Raw genomic sequence first — 20077 nt, 5'->3', positions numbered from 1 at the left:
CGGCCGGATGGCGGATGTTGTCGTTCACCCAGGCGACGACATCGGTGGTCGGAGTGCCCGGGGTGAAGATCGCGGCCACGCCCAGCTCCTGCAGCGGGGCGATGTCGTCCTCGGGGATGATCCCGCCGCCGAAGACCTTGATGTCCTCCGCCTCACGCTCGCGGAGCAGCTCGATCACCTTGGCGAAGAGCGTCATGTGGGCACCGGAGAGGATCGACAGGCCGACGCAATCGGCGTCCTCCTGGATCGCGGTGTCCACGATCTGCTCGGGCGTCTGGTGGAGACCGGTGTAGATGACCTCCATGCCGGCGTCCCGCAACGCTCGCGCGATGACCTTGGCCCCGCGGTCGTGGCCGTCCAGGCCCGGCTTGGCGACCACCACACGGATCGGTCCGGACACTCCCATCGCTGCCTCCATACACGATTGCTGCGCTCAGCGGGCACATGTGTGAACGAACGTTATCGTCAGCATCCCCCGTGCGGACAGTTTCACGAAGGGCCCCGAGGGGGAAATCACACATGGGACACGTTCACGTTAGAAACGCGTTCGGCCCGTGGTCGCCCTTCGTTCGGCAGGCGACACGGGCCGTCGCGTTCTCGGCGCACGGGGGACAGGGCCGTCTCCGTGTGCCCACGGGAGGTAGGCCATGGGCGTCCTGTCTTTCGGTGTCGGAGACCGCTTGGTCCGCCAGGCGGCCTACGTACGAGCCGCGGCGATCGAGATCGCCATCCTGACCGGTCATGTCTTCCTCTACCCGACCGGCATCTTCCAGGAACGCGGGCCGCAGCCGGCGGCCGGTGACTCCGAGGAACCGCCCCGCCTCCCCACCGCGGGCCGGAGCCATCCCCCGGTGCTGCTGCTGCACGGCTTCGTGGACAACCGTTCGGTGTTCGCGATGCTCCGCCGGTCGCTGCGGCGACACGGCTGGCCGCATGTGCAGGCGCTCAACTACTCGCCGCTGACCTGCGACATCCGTACGGCGGCGGCCCTCCTAGGGCGCCACGTCGAACAGATCTGCGAGCAGACGGGGCACCGCCGGGTCGACATCGTGGGCCACAGCCTGGGCGGACTCATCGCCCGCTACTACGCCCAGCGCCTGGGCGGCGACACGCGGGTGCGCACCGTGGTCACCCTGGGCACCCCGCACGCCGGGACGCGGGCCGCGCCGCTGCTGAACCCGCACCCGATCGTCCGCCAGATGCGGCCCAACTCCGACCTGATCGAGGAGCTTGCCAAGCCGGCGCCCGGCTGCCGCACCCGGTTCGTGGCGTTCTGGAGCGATCTGGACGAGCTGATGAGCCCGGTCGAGGCCGCCCGTCTCGACCACCCGGACCTCATCGCCCGCAACATCCACGTCGCGGGGGTCGGCCATCTGACCATGCCGGTCCACGCGGCCATCGCCGCCGGCGTCCGGCAGGCACTGCTGGGTGAGGAACTGGCGTCGGGGGCCGTGGACGCCGCCTGACGGCCTTGCCCCCATAAGCATCGAAAGGCCATCGAACACAAGCCATCGGGGATGCCTGAAACCCGCCGAAGATTGTGGGCCTCGCCTACTGGGGGATACAGTCGCCGCTAATTCTCCTGCTGCCGAGGCGAAAGAGAAGCGGTGAACGACCGTCATCCGGCGGGGTACGCCCCCGAGTACAGCGGCTATGGGCACGAGGGGCATTCCGACGCCTCGTACGCACCCATGGGTGCCGCTCACGCGGATGACGATCCACTCTTCGGCGCCTGCCAGGGGTACCCCGCCTACGACACGGGGTCCTACGCCACCCTCTCGTACGACACCACCGCGACCGGCTACTGGCCCTCGGGGCATGCCGCCGGGACCGCCGGCTACGGCGACCACACGGGCGCGACCACCGGCACCTGGTACCTGGACCCCTCGCAGACGCAGCCGACGGCGGCCTACGACTACACGCAGTACGAGCACTCGGCGGTCCACGCCGCCTACGAGGAGCCCGAGGCCGCCCACGGCCACACGCCCGAGACCGCCGCCTACGAGCAGCCGGTGCACTACGGGACCGGGGCGTACGCCCCGCAGTACGAGGCCGAGCCGTACGAGCCGGAACACTACGAAGCGGAACAGTACGAGCAGGATTCCTACGAGGCCGAGTCCCACGAGGCCTACGAGCCCGACGCCCACGACGCCCACGACGCCCGCGGCACCGCCGAGGACGACACCGAGGCGGAGCCGGAGCGCGGCGCCGATGACGGCGCAGCCCCGCCCGCCCTGCCCCGCCCGCGCAGCGGTGGCAGCGGCGGCGGGAGCCGCAGGCGCCGCCCGGCCCGGCGCTCCGCCCTGCTCACCGTCGCCGTCCCCTCCGTGGCGGTGATGGGCGTCGCCTGCGCGGCCGCCGTCACCGTCAACACCGACGACGCCGACAGCAGCCGCACCCAGGCCGACGGCGCCCCCGAGGCCGCCAACGCGCCGACCACGAAGCTCGACCAGCAGCTCGCCGGGGTCAACCGGGACGTCGACGACTTCACCGACCGCGCCAGCCGCAACCAGGAGCGCATCGACCTCAAGGAGCGCCAGGCGCTGGAGCGCGCGAAGAAGGCGGCGGAGGCGGCCCGCAAGGAGCAGTTGCGCCCCAAGTTCCTGCTCCCGGTCAAGGAGCACGGGCTGAGCGCCTACTTCGGCCAGGCGGGCGTGAACTGGATGTCGGTCCACACCGGCATCGACTTCCCGGTGGACTACGGCACACCGGTGATGGCCGCGACCGACGGCGTCGTGCGAACCCAGTGGAACAGCGCCTACGGCAACATGGCGATAGTGACCGCCCCGGACGGCACCGAGACCTGGTACTGCCACCTGAGCAGCACCAAGATCCGCTCGGGTTCGGTCAAGGCGGGCGATGTCATCGCCTACTCCGGCAATTCGGGCAACTCCACCGGACCGCACCTCCACTTCGAGGTGCGGCCCGCCGGCGGAGCGGCCATCGACCCGCTGCAGTGGCTGCTGAAGCACGGGATCGACCCGCGCTGAGCACCGGCCGGTCCCGCCGCCGCGGGACCGGGACGGGGACCGGGACTGCAACCGCTAGAGCTTCTCCACCGGCGCGTACCGCAGCAGCAGCACCTTGGGCCGCTCGTCGCCGAAGTCGATGGTGGCCTTGGCCTTCTCCCCGCTGCCGTCGACCGCGACGACTGTGCCCAGCCCGAACGTGTCGTGCGTGACCCGGTCCCCCACCGCCAGCGAGATGACCGGGCGGTCCTGGGTGCGCCGCGTCGCGAAACCGGAGGGACCGCTCTTCGACGGGGAACGCGACAGCATCGAGGCCGCCGCCGTCACCGAGGCGGAGGGCGCCGCGGAGGCACCCGTGCGCTTCCACTCGATGAGCGGCTCCGGGATCTCCTCCAGGAAGCGCGAGGGCGGGTTGTACGAGGGCTGGCCCCAGGCGCTGCGCATGGTCGACCGCGTCACGTACAGCCGCTGCCGTGCCCGCGTGATGCCGACGTAGGCGAGCCGCCGCTCCTCCTCCAGCTCCTTGGTCTGGCCGAGCGCGCGCATGTGCGGGAAGACCCCGTCCTCCATGCCGGTCAGGAAGACCACCGGGAACTCCAGGCCCTTGGCGGTGTGCAGGGTCATCAGCGTTATGACGCCGCCGCCCTCGTCGTCGTCCGGGATCTGGTCGGAGTCGGCGACCAGCGCGACCCGCTCCAGGAACTCGGCGAGCGTGCCGGGCTCCTCCTCGGTGCGCTCCTGCTCGAACTCCAGGGCCACCGCCGCGAGTTCCTGGAGGTTCTCGATGCGGGTCTCGTCCTGCGGGTCGGTGGAGGCCTGGAGCTCGGCCAGATAGCCCGTGCGCTCCAGCACCGCCTCCAGGACGGTGGCGGGGCCGGCGCCGGAGTCGACGACGGTGCGCAGCTCCTCCAGGAGCTCGTTGAAGCGCTTGACGGCGTTGACCGAGCGCGAGGCCATGCCGAAGGCCTCGTCGACCCGGCGCAGCGCGGCGGCGAAGGAGATCCGCTCGCGTGAGGCCAGGGCGTCGACCATGGCCTCGGCGCGCTCCCCGATACCGCGCTTGGGCACGTTGAGGATGCGGCGCAGCGGGACGGTGTCCTCGGGGTTGGCGAGCACCCGCAGGTAGGCCAGGACGTCCCGGACCTCCTTGCGCTCGTAGAAGCGGACCCCGCCGACGACCTTGTAGGGCAGGCCGACACGGATGAAGACCTCTTCGAAGACACGGGACTGCGCGTTGGTCCGGTAGAAGACCGCGACCTCGCCGGGGCGGGCTTCGCCGGCGTCGGTGAGGCGGTCGATCTCGTCGGCGATGTACTGCGCCTCGTCGTGCTCCTGGTCGGCGACGTAGCCCGTGATGACGGGGCCCTGCCCGGCCTCGGTCCACAGGTTCTTCGGCCGCCGGGAGGCGTTGCGCTCGATGACGGCGTTGGCGGCGGAGAGGATGTTCTGGGTGGAGCGGTAGTTCTGCTCCAGCAGGATGGTGCGGGCCTGCGGGTAGTCCTCCTCGAACTGGAGGATGTTGCGGATCGTGGCGCCGCGGAAGGCGTAGATGCTCTGGTCGGCGTCACCGACCACGCACAGCTCGGCGGGCTCCTCGCCCTCGCCTTGGCCCTCCCCGCTCCCCGTGCCGACCAGTTCGCGCACCAGGGTGTACTGCGCGTGGTTGGTGTCCTGGTACTCGTCGACCAGGACGTGGCGGAAGCGGCGCCGGTAGTGCTCGGCGACGTCCGGGAATGCCTGGAGCAGGTTGACCGTGGTCATGATGATGTCGTCGAAGTCGAGCGCGTTGGCCTCGCGCAGCCGCGACTGATACATCGCGTAGGCCTCGGCGAGCTTCTTCTCGAACGGGTTCTCGGCCTGGTCGGCGAAGGTCTCCTCGTCGATGAGCTCGTTCTTGAGGTTGGAGACCTTGGCGCTGAAGGACTTCGGCGGGAACTGCTTGGGATCCAGGTCCAGGTCGCGGCAGACCAGGGCCATCAGGCGCTTGGAGTCGGCCGCGTCGTAGATCGAGAAGCTGGAGGTGAAGCCGAGCCTCTTGGACTCCCGGCGCAGGATGCGGACGCACGCGCTGTGGAAGGTGGAGACCCACATCACATTGGCTCGCGGACCGACCAGCTGCTCGACACGCTCCTTCATCTCCCCGGCGGCCTTGTTGGTGAAGGTGATCGCCAGGATCTGCCCGGGGTGCACCTTGCGGGCGCCCAGCAGGTACGCGATGCGGTGGGTGAGCACCCGGGTCTTGCCGGAACCGGCACCGGCGACGATGAGCAGCGGGGAGCCGGTGTGCTCGACGGCGGCGCGCTGCTGCTCGTTGAGCCCGTCGAGCAGCGCGGCCGGGTCGACGGCCGGGCGGGGGGCGCCGTCCCGGTAGTAGGCGTCCCTGTCGACGGGCGCGTCGAAGCGCCCCTCGAAGAGGTCGTCGGGGACCGTGCCGGGCTCGTCCTCGGGAGGCGGCGGGGGCTCCTCCTCCCTCGGTTCGAGGCCGGCCAGGAAGCTGTCGTCAAAGAGGCTGCTCATCGCCTCCCGAGTCTAGGCCGTGGGACGGACAGCGTTGCGCCGCTTGCCCGACCCCGACCCCGTCCCCGTCCCCGTCCCCGTCACGACCCTTCGCGGCCCGGATGGTGAAGGTCACGAAATGATTGCGGACAATTCGAGCACCAGGGTTCCCACAGGCCCCCGCAGTTGACTACCGTGCCGGATCAGGCGGTCCGCTCCACGCGGCGGCGACCGTGCCGTCACGGGCCGCCTCCGCTGAGTCCGGCGACCGCCGGAGCCGGGGACCCAACGACCTTGGGGTGAATCGGTCCGTACGAGCGCGACGCGCCCGCACGGACCGTAGGGCGGCCTTCCGAAGCCCGAACCCGACAGCTAACCCGGTAGGCGGTCCACGGAAGGAGCCGCCTGACTTGGCGACGCACCGCAAGCCGCGCCCGCGCGCGCTGACCGTCCCCGGTCCCCGGACCGCGGTGGGCCTCACGACCGCCGCGCTGGCGACCGTCACTCTCTTCGGCGAGAGCGCGAGCGCGGCGCCCGCCTCACCCGACAAACCCTCCATCACCGAGGTCAAGGCCCAGGTCGACAAGCTCTACCACCAGGCCGAGGCCGCCACCGAGCGCTACAACGGCGCCAAGGAGCAGACCGAGCAGCAGCGCACGCGCGCCGACGCGCTGCTCGACCAGGTGGCCCGAAAGACCGAGACGCTCAACGCCGCCCGCCGCACCATCGGCGAGTACGCCGCGGCGCAGTACCGCGGCGGCGGCCTGGACGGGACGACGACCTTCCTGCTCACCTCCGACCCGCAGCAGTTCCTGGACCAGGCGCACCTGATGGACCGCCTGTCCGACCGCCAGGAGCACGCGCTGGAGACCTTCCGCTCCGAGCAGGCCGAGACCACGGCCAAGCGCGCCGAGGCCGTCGAGAGCCTGCAGAGGCTGACCGAGGCGCAGCAGCGGCTGAACGCGGAGAAGACCGCGGTCAAGCAGAAGCTCGCCGCGGCGCAGAAGCTGCTGAACAGCCTCACCGCCCAGGAGAAGGCGCGGCTGGCGGCGCTGGAGAAGAAGCGCCGGGAGGAGGCCGCCGCGAAGGCCGCGGAGATCGCCGCCAAGGAGAAGGCCGCGCAGGAGGCGGCGGCGAAGGAGGGGGCCTCATCGGGCTCGTCCACCGGCTCGACGGCCCCGGCGTCCGGCACCTACGCCGCCAAGGCGGCCAAGGCGATCGAGTTCGCGCGCGCCCAGCTGGGCAAGCCGTATGTGTACGGCGCCACCGGCCCGAACTCCTACGACTGCTCCGGCCTGACCCAGGCCGCCTGGGGCGCCGCGGGCGTCTCGATCCCCCGCACCACCTACGACCAGGTCGACTTCGGCAGCCGCGTCGGCGCGGACCAGCTGCAACCCGGCGACCTGGTCTTCTTCTACTCGGACGTCACCCACGTCGGCCTCTACATCGGCGGCGGCGAGATGATCCACGCCCCCCACACCGGGACCGTGGTGAAGATCGCCCCGATCACGGAGATGCCGATCTACGGCTACGCCCGGATGGCCTGACCCCCGCCCGGACGGCCTGAGCCCGAGCCCGGCCCGTCCCCGCGGCCGGGTTCAGGTCCACAGCACCGCGATGAAGATGTTGGCGGTGGTCAGCGCACCCACGGTGCCGAAGGCCGCCGCCGGCACCTTCTCCTCGTCCCGCTTGACGTAGACCAGGCCGAGGATCACCACCAGGATCGCGAGCTTCACGCCGATCTTGATGTTGTCGACCGGCTGGTCGTCGGCCTGGTTGAGGCCGACCAGCAGCGCGCCGGTGACCAGCATGGTCAGCGCGCCGTGCAGCATGCCCGGCACGAAACGGGCCTCGCCGCGGCCCATGGCCTTCATCTGGGTGAGGAAGCCGCCCAGCAGGGCGGCGATGCCGATGATGTGCAGACCGACGATCAGGTTGATGAGTACGTCCATGACTCAGGACCCTAGCCAGGCTCTTATCAGCAACCGGCACCGAGGTCGCCCTCTCACGTCATATCGGTCACGGCCGGACCACAAGTGACCAGGTCACCCGTCGAACAGCGGTCATCCGTGGGCAGACCGCGGCCGAATCGGACCAGTCCCGTACAGTCCGGAGCCCCCTCGGGCGGCCAGGTTTAGCGTCCTGCACCAGGTGGCCGATCCCCACTGCCGCGAGGACCCCGTCCCCGGCACGGCCGCCCCCGCCGAAGGTCCGGCGGTGGACGGCTCCCCGTCCGCCCGCCGCCGGACCGCCGGGGGGCGTACGGACAGCCCGGAAGGAGTGACGGCGCGTGGCGTCGCACAGAAGGCCCAAGCAACGCGGCCTGTCAGGCACGACCGCGCGCACCGCGGCCGGTCTCGCCCTGGCGGGCGCGGCCTCCGTGACCTTGTTCGGGGAGGCCGGGCACGCCGAGCCCCGGCTGACCACGGACGAGGCCAGGGCTCGGGTGGACCGGCTGTACGAGGAGGCCGAGCAGGCCACCGAGCGGTACAACGGCGCGAAGGAGAAGGCGGACACGGCCACCGAGCGGATCGAGAGCCTGCAGGACGAGCTCGCCCGCAGGACCGAGCGCCTGAACAGCACCCGCGACGGTCTCGGCTCCCTCGTCACCGCGCAGTACCGCAGCGGTGGCATCGACCCCGCCGTCCAGCTGGCCCTCGCCTCCTCCCCCGGCGACTACCTGGAACGCGCCGGGATGCTGGACCGGATGAGCAGCCGTCAGAATGCCGCGCTGCGCGCCCTGTCGGCCCAGCGGCGGGACATCGAGCAGCTGCGCGCCGAGGCGGGCGCCGAGCTCGACGAGCTGCGCGGCACCCGCGCAGAACTCGCCCGCCACAAGCGCACCGTGGAGCAGCGCCTGGCCTCCGCGCGGCAGTTGCTCGGCCGTCTCACCGCCGGCCAGCGCGCCGAGGTACTGTCCTCGGGGGGCCACGGTTCCGCCGACCCGGCCCGCGTCGGCCGCGGCGCCGCCGGCTCCCGCGCCGGCCTGGCGCCCGCCGCCGCCCCCAACGCGCGCGCCGCCCGTGCCGTCTCCTTCGCCTACGACTCCCTCGGGCTGCCCTACGTCTGGGGCGCCACCGGGCCCTCGTCGTACGACTGCTCGGGCTTCACGCAGGCCGCGTGGCGGGCGGGCGGGGTGTCCCTGCCGCGCACGACGTACACCCAGATCAACGCGGGCACCCGGATCCCCCGCTCCCAACTGCAGCCCGGTGACCTGGTGTTCTTCTACTCAGGGATCAGCCACGTCGGCCTCTACGTCGGCAACGGCATGATGATCCACGCCCCCCGCACCGGTGACGTCGTCAAGCTCGCCCCGGTCGACCAGATGCCCTTCGCGGGCGCCACGCGTCCGGCGTGACACCCGCGGCGTGACACCCGCGGCGTGACACCCGCGGCCGCGGGGCCTCAGACCAGCCGGCGCGCGGTCGCCCAGCGGGTGAGTTCGTGCCGGTTGCTGAGCTGCAGCTTGCGCAGCACGGCCGACACGTGCGACTCGACCGTCTTCACCGAGATGTAGAGCTGCTTGGCGACTTCCTTGTACGCGTAGCCGCGCGCGATCAGCCGCAGCACCTCGCGCTCGCGCTGGGTCAGCCGGTCCAGGTCCTCGTCGACCGGCGGGGCGTCGGTGGAGGCGAAGGCGTCCAGGACGAATCCCGCCAGCCGGGGCGAGAAGACCGCGTCGCCGTCGGCGACCCGGAAGACCGAACTGACCAGGTCGGGACCGGTGATGGTCTTGGTGACGTAGCCGCGGGCGCCGCCGCGGATCACCCCGATGACGTCCTCGGCGGCGTCGGAGACCGACAGCGCCAGGAAGCGCACCGGGTGTTCGGCGTCGCCCATGAGCCCCGCACAGCGCTTGAGGACCTCGACCCCGCCGCCGCCCGGCAGGTGGACGTCGAGCAGGACGACGTCGGGCCGCGTGGCGGTGATGACGGAGACCGCCTGGTCCACGTCGGCGGCCTCGCCGACCACGTCGACCCCGGTCCGCTCGGTCTCGCCGATCTCGGCCTGCACCCCGGTGCGGAACATCCGGTGGTCGTCGACGAGGACGACCCTCACGCGTCGCTCCGTGCTCATGACGACCTCCCTGGTCCCTGGGCCCTGTCCATCTCCAGCTCCACTTCCGTCCCCCCGCCCGGTGCGGAGCGCAGCCGCGCCTCGCCGCCGTTGCGCCGCATCCGGCCGATGATCGACTCCCGGACGCCCATCCTGTCCGACGGTACGTCCTCGAGGTCGAAGCCGGGGCCGCGGTCGCGGACCGATACGAAGACCTTGCTCTCCTCGACCTCCGCGTACACCTGCACGGCTTCGTCCCCACCGTACTTGGCGGCGTTGACCATGGCCTCGCGGGCCGCCTGCATCTGCGCCACCAGCCGTTCGTCGAGCGGGCAGTCGCCGACGCACACCACCTCGACAGGGACGCCGTGCGCGTCCTCCACCTCGGCCGCGGCCCGGCGCACCGCCTCGGCCAGCGTGGCGGGCTCGTCGTCCTTGCCGTTGCCCTCGGGCCGGTAGAGCCAGGCCCGCAGCTCCCGTTCCTGCGCGCGGGCCAGCCGGGCGACCTCGCGAGGGTCCTCGGCGTGCCGCTGGATGAGGGTCAGGGTGTGCAGCACGGAGTCGTGGACGTGCGCGGCGACCTCGGCCCGCTCCTGCGCGCGGATGCGGGCGAGACGCTCGGCGGACAGGTCCTGGGTCATGCGCACGAGGTATGGTCCGGCGATCAGCGCCGCGCCGACCAGCACGGCGAGCGCGGCCTGGAGGATGGTGCCCAGGTGGCTGACCGAACCCTGCACGACGAGGAAGCCGGTCACGCCCACGCCGACCAGGATCACCCCGGCGGCGCCGCGGGCGAACGGCAGCAGCCTCTTGCGGCGGCTCAGCTCGGCCCATCGGGCGCGGCGGGCGTTGTCCGCCTGCCGCCACACCAGGGCGACGCCGAGCCCGATCAGCAGCAGCGGCCAGACGTAGGCGTTGGCCCTGCCGAGGTTGAGGTTGTCCAGCAGGATGCCGAGGCCCATGGCGAGCGCGATGAGCGCGACGATCTGGCCCCGGTCGGGCCTGCGTCCGGCGAGCCAGGAGCGGGCGTCGCGCGGCTCCTTGGCCTCGACGACCCCGCCGACGCCGAGCGGCACCACGAACCAGAAGACCGCGTACAGCAGGATGCCGAGGCCCTGGATGGTGGCCAGGACGACGAAGACGACCCGCACCCAGGCCACGGGCAGTCCGAGGTGCCCGGCCAGCCCGCGGGCGACGCCGCCGATCATCCGGCCCTCGGAGCTGCGGTAGAGCCTGCGGACCGGGGACTCGGCCGGGTCCGGCGGCGCGAAGTACGACGCCCCGTTGGGCGGGCTGGTCGGCGGTCCGGCGGCTGGCATGTCCCGATCGTCACACGTTTCGCCCACGGTGGGTATCAGGGTTGGCCCCCATGCGGCGTCAGGGTCGTTCCGGATACCGGCACACGTCCCGGGCCGCCACCATGGAGCCATGACGGAGCAGTACACGCAGACGGAGGCGGCCGGCTCACCGCCGGGCCGGCGGCTGGCGCGCTGCCGCGAGCGCAAGGTGATCGCCGGCGTCTGCGAGGGCGCGGGACGGTACTTCGACATCGACCCGGTGGTCTTCCGGATCGTGCTCGGCGTCCTGGCGCTCACCGGCGGCCTCGGGCTGGTGGCCTACGGCCTGGCGTGGCTGCTCGTCCCGCTGGAGGGGGACACCGAGAGCGAGGCGCACCGGCTGCTGTCCGGGCGGGTGGAGGGGACCGCGCTGACCGCGGTGCTGGTCGCGCTGGTCGGCTGCGGGCTGTTCCTGTCGATGCTGGGCAGCGGTGGCAACCTGGCCTTCTCGCTGGGACTGCTGGCGGCCTTCGCCGGCGCCGTGTACTGGTCGGTGCACCGGCGCCAGGCGACCGAGACGCCGGCGCAGCCGATGGCACCGCCGCCGACCCAGCCGCCGCCGCGCCCCGCCACCGCGGCGTGGTGGAAGGAGCCCTCGGTCGAGGACGCACCCCCGGTACCGGGGCCGGGCGGCTATCTGTGGGGGCCGGACGACGGTCCGGCGGACGCGGAACGCGACCGCCGCGAGTGGCGGGACCGGCGGCGGGCGGTGCGGCGCGAGAGCGCCTGGCTCGGTGTGCTCGTGTTCTTCCTCGCGGCGGCGGCCGCCGCGGGCGGCCTGGCCGCGTCCTGGTCGTCCCAGCCGCTGGCCACCAGCGTGCAGATCGGCCTCGGCTGCGCGCTGGCCGTGTTCGGCCTGGGCTTCGTGGTCAGCACCTGGTGGGGGCGGCTCGGCGGCGGCACCGTCTTCGTGGTGCTGCTGACCGCGGCGCTGCTGGTGGGCTCCACGACGCTGCCGCGGTCGGTCGGCACCGACTGGAAGCAGCGCACCTGGACGCCCGCCACGCTCTCGGCGGTGCGGGACTCGTACGAGCTGGGCACCGGCCGGGCGACGCTGGACCTGTCGAAGCTGCAGCCGGGCGGACGCACCGTCGCGACGCGGGCCCAGGTCGGCGCGGGGCAGCTGGTGGTCAGGGTCCCGGAGGACGTCACGCTGCGGATGCACGTCCAGGTGGGCGTGGGCGACGTGCAGTTGCCCGGCGAGAAGGAGAAGGACATCGACGTCCAGCCCGGCCTGAACCGCAAGGTGACCCTGGACCCGGTGGACGGACGGAAGTCCGAGGGCACGGTGGAGCTGGACGTCGAAGTGGGCGTCGGACAGGTGAAGGTGGTGCAGTTCCCGTGAGACGGCATCGGTTCGCGCCCTCGGCGCTCCTGACCGGCCTGGTCCTGCTGGGGCTGGCCGCGGTGTTCCTGCTCGACGCCGCGGGCGAGGTGTCGCTGTCCCCGCGCGCCGCGGTGCCCCTGACCTGTGCGGGTCTGGGACTCGCGGCACTCGGGGCGGTCACCGCGCGGGTGGCCCGGGGACGGGCCGCCGCCCGGCGCTCAGGCCGGCCCGCGCCGTCCCCCGCCGCGCCGTCCGGCGATCATGGCGTCGAGGGACAGTAGCGGGGCGCCGGCGAGGAGCAGCGGCAGCCAGGCCATCAGGTAGGCCAGGTCGTTGCCGTAGTAGTACGGCTGGGTGGCCCAGCTGACGGTGAGCCACAGGCTCAGCGAGATCAGCACCCCGCCCAGGGCGGCGATCCTGCTGAGCAGGCCGACCAGCGTGCCGATGCCGACGGCGATCTCGCCGAGGGCGATCGCGTAGCCGAAGCCGTGCGGGTTCTTCAGGGCCAGGTCGACCATGGCCGGGATCGCGGCACTGCCGCGCACCGCGTTCAGGGTGCCCACGAGCGATCCCGGGGCACTGTCGTTGAGGAAGGTGTCGGACATCAGCTTGTCGAAGCCGGCGTAGACGAAGGTCACGCCGAGGAAGATGCGCAGCGGCAGCAGCGCGTAGCGCCGTGCCGTGTCCCGCCACGGTCCCTGGCTGGGGTACCGCTCCGTGTCTCTCGTTCCGCTCATGCCCGTTATGCCCGTCACGCTCATGACGTCCGCCCTCTCACACCGCAGGTGCCGTGAACCCCCTCCCGGACCGATTCTCCAGGAGCGCCCTGAGAGATACGTGGGCGAAGCGGCCGTTGTTCAATCGAAAAGCTCTGAATTATCGCGAGCTATCCGTTCGTAGGTGGGCTGGTAGTTGATCCAGGCGACCAGATCGTGTCCCAATTGCTCGCGCGTGGCGAGCGCGTCCTCGTGCGCGATCCACACCGGCTTGCCCGCCGCCTTGGCGCTGAGCTGCACCTGGCAGGACTTCTCCATCGTCATGAACCACCACGCCGCCGCGTCCACGGTCTCGCCGACCGTCAGGAGCCCGTGGTTGCGCAGCACGACCGCCTTGTACGCGCCCAGGACCTCCGCGATGCGCCGGGCCTGCGCCTCGTCCACGACGACCCCGGTGTAGGTGTCGAACAGGGCGTGGTCCTCGTAGAAGGCGCAGGCGTCCTGGGTGATCGGCTCCAGCCGTTCCCCGACCGCGGCCAGCGCCCGGCCGTAGGTCGAATGGCTGTGCGCGACGGCCGTCACGTCGGGCCGTGCGGTGTGCACATGGGCGTGGATGGTGAAGGCCGCCTGGTTGACGTGGTGCCGGCCCTCGACGACGGCGCCGTACTGGTTGACCAGGATCAGCTCGCCCACGGTGAGGTGCCCGAACGGCACCCCGAAGGGGTTCACCCAGAAGTGGTCCGGCAGCTCCGGATCGCGCACGGTGATGTGCCCCGACACTCCGTCCTCGAACCCCAGCTCCGCGAACGCCCGCAGCGCCACGACCAGCCGCTCCTTGCGGTGCCTGCGCTCGGCCGCGGGGTCCTCGAAGGTGGGCGGGAGGGCGAAGTGCAGCTGATCGGGGGGTACGGGTCGGGGCGCGGTGTCGGTCATGGCGCGGAAGTTACCCCGAGGTACCGCAGATGAACAGGGGCGATACCAGGTTTCCCCGGTATCGCCCCAAGCCTGCCCCACGCCTGGGGCTACTCCCACTCGATGGTGCCCGGGGGCTTGCTGGTGACGTCCAGCACGACGCGGTTGACGTCGGCCACCTCGTTGGTGATCCGGGTCGAGATCCGGGCCAGCACCTCGTACGGCAGCCGCGACCAGTCCGCGGTCATGGCGTCCTCGCTGGAGACCGGGCGCAGCACGATGGGGTGACCGTAGGTGCGGCCGTCACCCTGCACGCCCACCGAGCGGACGTCGGCGAGCAGGACGACCGGGCACTGCCAGATGTCGCGGTCGAGGCCGGCCGCGGTCAGCTCCTCGCGGGCGATCGCGTCGGCCTCGCGCAGCAGGTCGAGGCGCTCCTTGGTGACCTCGCCGACGATGCGGATGCCCAGGCCCGGGCCCGGGAAGGGCTGGCGCTGGACGATCTCCTCGGGCAGGCCGAGCTCCTGGCCGACCATGCGGACCTCGTCCTTGAACAGCTTGCGCAGCGGCTCGACGAGCTGGAACTGCAGGTCCTCGGGGAGGCCGCCCACGTTGTGGTGGGACTTGATGTTGGCCGTTCCGGTGCCGCCGCCGGACTCCACCACGTCCGGGTAGAGGGTGCCCTGCACCAGGAACTCCACCGACTCGCCGTGGGCGCCGGCCTCGGCGACGATCTCGCTCGCGGCCTGCTCGAAGACCCGGATGAACTCCCGGCCGATGATCTTGCGCTTCTCCTCCGGGTCGGACACCCCGGCGAGCGCGGTCAGAAAGCGCTCCTGCGCGTCGACGACCTTCAGCTGGACGCCGGTGGCCGCCACGAAGTCCTTCTCGACCTGCTCGGACTCGCCCTTGCGCATCAGGCCGTGGTCGACGTACACGCAGGTGAGGCGGTCGCCGATGGCCTTGTTGACCAGGGCCGCGGCCACCGCGGAGTCCACGCCGCCGGACAGGCCGCAGATGGCGCGCTTGTCGCCGACCTGGGCGCGGATCGCGGCGATCTGCTCCTCGACCACGTTGTGCGTGGTCCAGTCCGGGGCGATGCCGGCGCCGCGGTAGAGGAAGTGCTCCAGCACCTGCTGGCCGTGGTCGGAGTGCAGGACCTCGGGGTGGTACTGGACGCCGTAGAGCTTCTTCCCGTCGTTCTCGAACGCGGCCACGGGCACCAGGTCCGTGGAGGCGGAGACGGTGAAGCCCTCCGGGGCGGCGGTGCAGGTGTCGCCGTGCGACATCCACACCGACTGCTCCGCCGGGGTGCCCTCGAAGAGCGTGGAACCGGTCTTGCCGACGTGCAGCGGGGTACGGCCGTACTCACGGGCCCCGGTGTTGTCGACGGTGCCGCCGAGGGTGATCGCCATCAGCTGGAAGCCGTAGCACATGCCGAAGACGGGGACGCCCGCCTCGAACAGGGCCCGGTCCAGCCGCGGGGCGTGCTCGGCGTACACGGACGAGGGGCCGCCCGACAGGATGATCGCCGCGGGCCGCTTGGCCAGCATCTCCTCGACCGGCATCGTGCTCGGCACGATCTCGCTGTAGACCCGGGCCTCGCGGACGCGGCGGGCGATGAGCTGGGCGTACTGCGCCCCGAAGTCAACGACGAGGACGGTGTCGGGGGCGGCTGGGGTCGCTGATGCCACGGTGGGCCTTCCGGCGGTGTCGAACGTGGGGTCCCCACCGAGTCTACCGGGGCCCACGGCTTTACTTCCCCGGCCCAAGGGCCCACACTGTGCGACATGCTGCACAGCACGCACTTCGCGTTTACCTATGGCACCGGCTGGTCCGGCTGCCACGGTCGTGCTGTCTGAGCGAGGAAACGCATCCAGACGTCACCAGGCGCCCCGGGCCACAAGGCCCGGGGCGCCTGGCGTTTCCCGTCCCGGGCGGCCCGGGGGGCCCGGCCCCCGAGGAGGAACCCCATGAGCGGCACCCCGGCAGCACCGCGCACCACCGACCCGACCGCCGTCATCGCGGACGCCCGCGAGCGGATCGACGACCTCGACGCGCGGATCATCGCGCTGGTGAGGGAACGGATGACGGTCTCGGCCGGCATCCAGCGCGCCCGCATCGAGTCCGGCGGCCGCCGGGTGCACCTCTCCCGCGAGATGGACATCCTCCGCCGCTACAGCGACCAGCTGGGCAAGCCCGGCACCGCCCTCGCCATGACCCTGCTGGAGCTGTGCCGCGGCCGGGTCTGAAACCCGCGTGGCACCGGCCCTGTGACCCGTTCGGGGGGCATCACCCGTACGGCACGTGACCGCCTACGGATGCCTTCGTTGAATCCGGTGTCCGTGCCAGCCAGGCGCGGTCACCCTGGGCCAGGGAAGCAAGGACGTCGAACACCACGCGTGGACACCGCTCAGACGCAGCTGGGCGGGGTGCCACCGGAGCGATGAGGCGCGCCCGCGCGAGTGGAAGCAATGCGGCCGCGTCGTGGGACCTCGCTCCGGTGATCAGTGACCGGACGGCAGGGGACAGCAGCCCGGTCGCGACTCAAAGTGGCGGTCGGTTCCGGGGACGCCGGGGACCGGCCGCTCTGCGAGGAACACACTACTCATTTCGCGGCACTTGAGCAGGTATCCGACCCTCGATCGAGTGAGTCGGACCACACGTGGTGCTCCCCGCGCGGTCCGGTACCCCGGCGGAGAACGGCCGAGGGGGCCGGGTCCCGGACGGGCGCGGCCCCCTCGGCGTCCGGGTGTCCGGCGGGGTCAGGCCTTGGGCGGGACCGGCGGGACGGGGAGCACCGGCAGCCGCAGGGCGCCGAAGGCGTCCGCGGGGACGACCGGGTGCTTGGGCTCGACGGCGGCGACGCGCCGGTAGGCGTCGCCCTGCGCCGGACGCGGGTCGGCGTCGCCCTTGTTGGGCCACAGGGACATGGCGCGTTCGGCCTGCGCGGTGATGGTGAGCGAGGGGTTGACGCCCAGATTGGCGGAGACCGCGGCACCGTCCACCACATGGATGCCCGGGTGCCCGAACAGCCGGTGGTACGGGTCGATCACGCCGTGCTCGGCGTCCTCGCCGATCACGCAGCCGCCCAGGAAGTGCGCGGTGAGCGGGGTGCCCATCAACTCGCCGACATTGCTGCCCGCGAAGCCGTTGATCTCCTCGGCGAGCAGGCGCGCGGCCTCCGCGCCCTCGGGGATGAAGGCGGGGTTCGGCGCGCCGTGCCCCTGCCGGGCCGTGAGCAGGCCCTTCCCCAGGCCCTTGGGCTTGCGGAAGGTGGTCAGCGAGTTGTCCAGGGACTGCATGACCAGGCCGATGATGGTGCGCTCGGACCAGCGGCGGTTGGACAGCGACCGCATCAGCAGGACCGGGTGGCGCGCGCAGTGCGCCAGGTAGGCCAGCCCGCGCGGAAGCCGGGTGCCGTGCGGGACCTGCAGGATGGACAGGCCGCCCATCGAGTTGGAGCCCTTCCCGTAGCGGACCGGCTCGATGTGGGTGTTCTCGTCGGGGTGGATCGAGGACGTGATGGCCACGCCGCGCGTGAAGTCCACCCGCTGCTCGCCCGTGCGCTTGCGGTAGCGCCGGCTGTCGGTCTGCGCGCCCACCAGCGCCTCGGAGTTGGTGCGGGTCAGCTCGCCGAGCCGCGCGGACAGGCCGGGCAGCCGGCCCGCGTCGCGCATGCGGTGCAGCAGCGTCTGGGTGCCGTAGGTCCCGGCGGCGACGACCACGTGCCCGGCGCGCAGCACGCGCGGCTTGGCTTTGCGGCGGCGGTCGGTGGGGACGACGGTGACGTCGTAGCCGCCCTCGGGGTTCTCCGACAGGGCAGTGACGGTGGTCATCGGGTGGATCTCGGCGCCCGCCTTCTCGGCGAGGTAGAGGTAGTTCTCGTTGAGGGTGTTCTTGGCGCCGTGGCGGCAGCCGGTCATGCACTCCCCGCACTCCGTGCAGGCCCGCCGGGACGGGCCGGCGCCGCCGAAGTACGGGTCGGGGACCTCGACGCCGGGCGCGGCCTTGGCGTCGCCCGCGGCGTCCCGTCCGTCGCCGAAGAACACGCCGACCGGGGCCATGTGGAAGGAGTCGCCGACGCCCATCTTCTCGGCGGTCGCCTTGAGGTGGACGTCCGAGGGGGTCATGGTCGGGTTGAGCCGCACGCCGAGCATGCGCTTGGCCTGGTCGTAGTAGGGGGCCAGCTCCTCCTGCCAGTCGGTGATGTGGCCCCACTGGCGGTCCTCGAAGAAGGCCTTCGGCGGCACGTAGAGGGTGTTGGCGTAGTTGAGCGAACCGCCGCCGACACCCGCGCCCGCCAGGATCATGACGTTGTCGAGCAGGTGGATGCGCTGGATCCCGTACAGGCCGAGCGCCGGGGCCCACAGGTAGTCCTTGATGTGCCAGGAGTTCTTCGGCAGCGACTCCCGGGTCCAGCGGCGGCCCGCCTCCAGGACGCCGACCGTGTAGCCCTTCTCGGTCAGGCGCAGTGCCGACACCGACCCGCCGAAGCCGGAGCCGATCACGATCACGTCGTAGTCGTAGGACATGCGCTCCCCCTCCATCAGCGGAGCCTCAGCGTCTTCATCACGCGGAGGCTGCGGCTCATGAAGGCCGCGTACGCCGCGTCGTCCATGCCCAGCGACGGGGCCATCGGCAGCAGGCGCTGCGTCGCCACGGTCTGCGCCTCGGTGTACTTGAGGATGCCCTCGGAGCCGTGCCTGCGGCCGAGCCCGGAGTCCTTCATGCCGCCCATCGGGGACTGCACGCTGCCGTAGGCCGGCGCGTAGCCCTCGTTGACGTTGACGGTGCCGCTGCGCAGGCGCGCGGCGATGCGGGCGCCGCGGCGGGTGTCCTTGGTCCAGACGCTGGAATTGAGGCCGTACGGGGTCGCGTTGGCGCGCTCGACCGCCTCGTCCTCGTCGGTGAAGCGGTACACGGACACCACCGGGCCGAAGGTCTCCTCCGCGCACACGGCCATCGGCGGCTCGACGCCGTCCAGGACGGTCGGCTCGAAGAAGTACGGGCCGACGTCGGGCCGCGCCCTGCCGCCGGTGAGGACGGTGGCGCCCTTGGCGACGGCCTCCTCCACGTGCCGGGTGACGGTCTCCAGCTGGCGCTCGCCGGCCAGCGAGCCCATCCCTGCGCCGTAGGCGAGGGCGGTACCGAGCTTGAGGGCCCTGGTGCGCGCGGTGAAGCGCTCCAGGAAGGCGTCGGCGACGGAGGCGTGGACGAAGAGCCGCTCGATGGAGATGCACAGCTGGCCCGCCGAGGAGAAGCAGGCGCGGACCGCGCCCTCGGCGGCCTTGTCGAGGTCGGCGTCCTCCAGCACCAGCAGGGCGTTCTTGCCGCCCAGTTCGAGGGAGGCGCCGATCAGACGGGCCGCGGCGCGCGTCGCCACGTCCCGGCCGGTACGGGTGGAACCGGTGAAGGACACGTAGTCGGCGTGCTCCACGACCGCCGGGCCGACGACCGGGCCCTCCCCGACGACGACCTGCCAGACGTCGGCGGGCAGCCCGGCCTCGATCAGTTGCTCGCGCGCCCACAGGGCGGTCAGGGCGGTCTCGGTGTCGGGCTTCATCACGACGGCGTTGCCGGCGGCGAAGGCGGGCAGCGCGTCGCCGATGGAGAGTTCGAGGGGGTAGTTCCACGGCGCGATCTGGCCGACGACACCGCGCGGGTGCCGCAGCTCCCGCACCTTGGTGAGGGTCGGGATGGCGCCGGTGTGCCGCTTGGGCCTCAGGTACGAGGGGGCCTTGACGCCGTAGTGCCGGGCGGCGACGGCGACCGCCTGCACCTCCTCGTGCGCGTGCAGCCGCGTCTTGCCGGTCTCCAGCTGGATCAGGTCCAGCACCTCGGACTGGCGGGCCAGCACGAGGTCGTGGAAGCGGAGCAGCACCGCGGCGCGCCGGCGCACCGGCGTCGCCGCCCAGGCCTTCTGCGCCTCCCGCGCCCTCTCGTAGGCCGCCGCCACGTCCTGCGGCGTCGCCTCGGGGAGCTCCGCCAGCTTCTCGCCGGTCAGTGGCGTGTGGTTCACGGTCCGGCCGCTGCCGACGACGCCCCGCGTCAGCCGCGCCACGAGGTCCGGGGTCACCACGTCCGCGGCGGTCCTGGTGCCGGAGGGGGCGACCGGATTGCCGTTACCGGCAGTAGGAGAGTCCGTCATGGCGGGAGCGTACGACGGGGTGGCACCGCGTGCATACCCGTCAGTAGCCGGTTTTCACAATTACGCCAGCAAAAGCTGGCACGAACGCCGCGAGCCGTCCCCGGCCCCTCCCC

Annotated in this window: 17 protein-coding genes and 1 riboswitch; of the genes, 7 read left to right on the top strand and 10 right to left on the bottom strand. The window is 72.0% G+C overall.

Features of this window, described 5'->3' with window-relative positions:
- On the bottom strand, nucleotides 1-406 hold a 406-nt coding region (gene icmB / locus AC3EUJ_RS29005; RefSeq protein ID WP_431966469.1), incomplete at its 3' end, for a cobalamin B12-binding domain-containing protein.
- Between the two features lie 241 nt (nucleotides 407-647).
- On the opposite strand from icmB, the gene AC3EUJ_RS29000 reads away from it, so the two are divergent.
- Nucleotides 648-1466, top strand: coding sequence for an esterase/lipase family protein (locus tag AC3EUJ_RS29000; protein ID WP_431966467.1), 819 nt, complete (start codon nucleotides 648-650; stop codon nucleotides 1464-1466).
- Nucleotides 1467-1607: 141 nt separating this feature from the next.
- Nucleotides 1608-2990: a M23 family metallopeptidase gene (locus tag AC3EUJ_RS28995; RefSeq protein ID WP_431966465.1), complete on the top strand. Its 1383-nt coding sequence runs from the start codon at nucleotides 1608-1610 to the stop codon at nucleotides 2988-2990.
- 54 nt (nucleotides 2991-3044) lie between these two features.
- Here AC3EUJ_RS28995 and pcrA read toward each other — a convergent pair whose 3' ends face one another.
- Nucleotides 3045-5486 carry a DNA helicase PcrA gene (gene pcrA / locus AC3EUJ_RS28990; protein WP_431966463.1) on the bottom strand — a complete coding sequence of 814 codons (2442 nt, stop codon included), beginning with the start codon at nucleotides 5484-5486 and terminating at the stop codon, nucleotides 3045-3047.
- Between the two features lie 222 nt (nucleotides 5487-5708).
- A riboswitch (cyclic di-AMP (ydaO/yuaA leader) is annotated at nucleotides 5709-5867 on the top strand.
- An 8-nt stretch (nucleotides 5868-5875) separates the two neighbouring features.
- Between pcrA and AC3EUJ_RS28985 the strand changes: the two genes are divergently transcribed.
- Nucleotides 5876-7012: a C40 family peptidase gene (locus AC3EUJ_RS28985; protein WP_431966461.1), complete on the top strand. Its 1137-nt coding sequence runs from the start codon at nucleotides 5876-5878 to the stop codon at nucleotides 7010-7012.
- A gap of 51 nt (nucleotides 7013-7063) precedes the next feature.
- Here the strand turns inward: AC3EUJ_RS28985 and AC3EUJ_RS28980 are convergent, their stop codons facing one another.
- Nucleotides 7064-7417, bottom strand: coding sequence for a hypothetical protein (locus AC3EUJ_RS28980; RefSeq protein ID WP_431966459.1), 354 nt, complete (start codon nucleotides 7415-7417; stop codon nucleotides 7064-7066).
- Nucleotides 7418-7755: 338 nt separating this feature from the next.
- Here AC3EUJ_RS28980 and AC3EUJ_RS28975 point away from each other — a divergent pair, with 338 nt between their 5' ends.
- Nucleotides 7756-8823 carry a C40 family peptidase gene (locus tag AC3EUJ_RS28975; RefSeq protein WP_431966457.1) on the top strand — a complete coding sequence of 356 codons (1068 nt, stop codon included), beginning with the start codon at nucleotides 7756-7758 and terminating at the stop codon, nucleotides 8821-8823.
- Between the two features lie 47 nt (nucleotides 8824-8870).
- On the opposite strand, the gene AC3EUJ_RS28970 is transcribed toward AC3EUJ_RS28975, so the two are convergent.
- Both AC3EUJ_RS28970 and AC3EUJ_RS28965 read right to left on the bottom strand, forming a co-directional pair.
- Nucleotides 8871-9542, bottom strand: coding sequence for a LuxR C-terminal-related transcriptional regulator (locus AC3EUJ_RS28970; RefSeq protein WP_431966455.1), 672 nt, complete (start codon nucleotides 9540-9542; stop codon nucleotides 8871-8873).
- Nucleotides 9539-10840 (bottom strand): PspC domain-containing protein, encoded by a 1302-nt coding sequence (locus tag AC3EUJ_RS28965; protein WP_431966453.1) that lies wholly within the window; start codon nucleotides 10838-10840, stop codon nucleotides 9539-9541. Before AC3EUJ_RS28965 ends, AC3EUJ_RS28970 begins: the two co-directional genes overlap by 4 nt.
- Before the next feature lie 109 nt (nucleotides 10841-10949).
- Between AC3EUJ_RS28965 and AC3EUJ_RS28960 the strand changes: the two genes are divergently transcribed.
- Entirely contained in the window at nucleotides 10950-12203 is a 1254-nt protein-coding gene (locus AC3EUJ_RS28960; protein ID WP_431966451.1) for a PspC domain-containing protein, read from the top strand.
- On the top strand, nucleotides 12200-12466 hold the full coding sequence (locus tag AC3EUJ_RS28955; protein WP_431966449.1) for a hypothetical protein: 267 nt from the start codon (nucleotides 12200-12202) through the stop codon (nucleotides 12464-12466). The genes AC3EUJ_RS28960 and AC3EUJ_RS28955 overlap by 4 nt, the downstream gene beginning before the upstream one ends.
- Here AC3EUJ_RS28955 and AC3EUJ_RS28950 read toward each other — a convergent pair.
- The 3 genes from AC3EUJ_RS28950 to guaA all read right to left on the bottom strand — a co-directional run bounded on the left by AC3EUJ_RS28950 (nucleotide 12404) and on the right by guaA (nucleotide 15507).
- Nucleotides 12404-12922: a DoxX family protein gene (locus tag AC3EUJ_RS28950; RefSeq protein WP_431966446.1), complete on the bottom strand. Its 519-nt coding sequence runs from the start codon at nucleotides 12920-12922 to the stop codon at nucleotides 12404-12406. The genes AC3EUJ_RS28955 and AC3EUJ_RS28950 overlap by 63 nt on opposite strands.
- A gap of 120 nt (nucleotides 12923-13042) precedes the next feature.
- Entirely contained in the window at nucleotides 13043-13834 is a 792-nt protein-coding gene (locus AC3EUJ_RS28945; protein ID WP_431966444.1) for a class II aldolase/adducin family protein, read from the bottom strand.
- A gap of 89 nt (nucleotides 13835-13923) precedes the next feature.
- Nucleotides 13924-15507 carry a glutamine-hydrolyzing GMP synthase gene (guaA, locus tag AC3EUJ_RS28940; protein WP_431966442.1) on the bottom strand — a complete coding sequence of 528 codons (1584 nt, stop codon included), beginning with the start codon at nucleotides 15505-15507 and terminating at the stop codon, nucleotides 13924-13926.
- A 279-nt stretch (nucleotides 15508-15786) separates the two neighbouring features.
- Between guaA and AC3EUJ_RS28935 the strand changes: the two genes are divergently transcribed.
- Nucleotides 15787-16065 (top strand): chorismate mutase, encoded by a 279-nt coding sequence (locus tag AC3EUJ_RS28935; protein ID WP_431966440.1) that lies wholly within the window; start codon nucleotides 15787-15789, stop codon nucleotides 16063-16065.
- A gap of 513 nt (nucleotides 16066-16578) precedes the next feature.
- Here AC3EUJ_RS28935 and AC3EUJ_RS28930 read toward each other — a convergent pair.
- On the bottom strand, nucleotides 16579-18363 hold the full coding sequence (locus tag AC3EUJ_RS28930) for a GMC family oxidoreductase N-terminal domain-containing protein (protein ID WP_431966438.1): 1785 nt from the start codon (nucleotides 18361-18363) through the stop codon (nucleotides 16579-16581).
- Nucleotides 18363-19964 carry a succinic semialdehyde dehydrogenase gene (locus AC3EUJ_RS28925; protein ID WP_431966436.1) on the bottom strand — a complete coding sequence of 534 codons (1602 nt, stop codon included), beginning with the start codon at nucleotides 19962-19964 and terminating at the stop codon, nucleotides 18363-18365. Before AC3EUJ_RS28925 ends, AC3EUJ_RS28930 begins: the two co-directional genes overlap by 1 nt.
- Nucleotides 19965-20077 lie beyond the last annotated feature (113 nt).

This window comes from Actinacidiphila sp. bgisy160, assembly GCF_057707815.1.
This window is presented reverse-complemented; position numbering and strand designations above follow the sequence as displayed.